Annotated in this window: 2 protein-coding genes and 1 pseudogene; all 3 read left to right on the top strand. The window is 40.2% G+C overall.

The features are described 5' to 3' along the window. Positions 1-520 (top strand): integrase domain-containing protein (locus BBW68_RS13690; RefSeq protein WP_186821345.1); only part of this gene is annotated, 520 nt, incomplete at its 5' end. 38 nt (positions 521-558) lie between these two features. Continuing rightward, positions 559-885 carry a hypothetical protein gene (locus tag BBW68_RS18520; RefSeq protein ID WP_148127693.1) on the top strand — a complete coding sequence of 109 codons (327 nt, stop codon included), beginning with the start codon at positions 559-561 and terminating at the stop codon, positions 883-885. 50 nt (positions 886-935) lie between these two features. Next, positions 936-1,211, top strand: a pseudogene (locus tag BBW68_RS18525) (hypothetical protein); the annotation flags it as partial.

Consider the following 1,211-nt stretch of genomic DNA (forward strand, 5'->3'; position numbering starts at 1 on the left):
CACCTTCCGATCAGGTGGCCAGTATCAGTGTGCCACTACAGCCGCAGTATTGCAGCTTTCGCGGTGCCTGGGGTTGAGAGAGGAAGAGGCTGTTCAGTCAGTTAAATCGTTAAAGTCCTGGAAGCAGGCTATCCAGAATAACCAGGAAAGGGTTAATGTGGTGTTTGGCACCGAGGGCGGTCGCCTAAGGGAAACTACGGTTATAGACAGAGAAAAAACGTTGAATGCGATAAATTTCGCCATCAAAGTGGCTGGCGAAAATAACGGTAAGCTTATTGATAAGCACAATTTGCATCAGGCAATAGGTCTGTTCAGGCGTGTCGCAATGGCTGCCGGTTTAACGGGGAAAAATTCGCCACATAGTTTGCGCTATGCTTATGCAGAGGATGCTGCAAAATTTCACGGGAATACTATGTCTCATAAAGAGACGCTTGCGATGGTATCAATGGATTTGGGGCATGCTGATGGACGAGGCAGATATATTTCCCAAGTGTATTATAAAAATGAGCAAAGCGAGTGATCTGATTTTTTTAGTTTGTATCTAAGAGTGGGGTGTTTATGGATTTGTATCATTTTACTGGTGTGCCAATGCTACATGGCATTCTTACTTCTCAAAGTATAAATCGAGGATATGTTTCATTGGCCGATGGAAAAATATTACACGGGTATCCTTGGTTTACGTCTTCCCCTCTACCTTACGAATACGGATTATGTGATGGTTCCGAGGTTGTGACTGATAAGGATTTGGAGTTTTTAAAACGCGCCTCTCCATTTCTCACTGAGTCGCCCGCTAGAAAATTAAATAATAAACAACTTATAAGAATAAAAGTAGATGGTGAGTGGTTGAAGAAGCAGGAAGGCTTTATCCGTTTGTTAAATTCATGAGATTACTGAATTAACCGAGGGAATTGATAAAATACGCTGCAATAGATGGCATGGTTAAATTTGATAGCTTAACTGATAAAGAAATAATTAGATGGATGAAAAGCAAAAATACAAAAGAAAAAACCTGGTATGTTTTCAATGGTTGTGTTCCATCTTCTCGCTTTCTTGCCATTGACTTTAAAGTTTCAGAACACTCTTATGTTTCATATGATTTTGAATTGCATGGTAGAAGCATTATGGAAAGTGTGGGGTTGCAGACTATATCAAATGAAAAATTGTTAGAGTTGAATGTGTGTGTTCTTAATAAATTTAGGGGCTGTCCTAGA

It is taken from the genome of Candidatus Erwinia dacicola, from assembly GCF_001756855.1.
In the GTDB taxonomy this organism is placed as follows: Bacteria; Pseudomonadota; Gammaproteobacteria; order Enterobacterales; family Enterobacteriaceae; genus Erwinia; species Erwinia dacicola.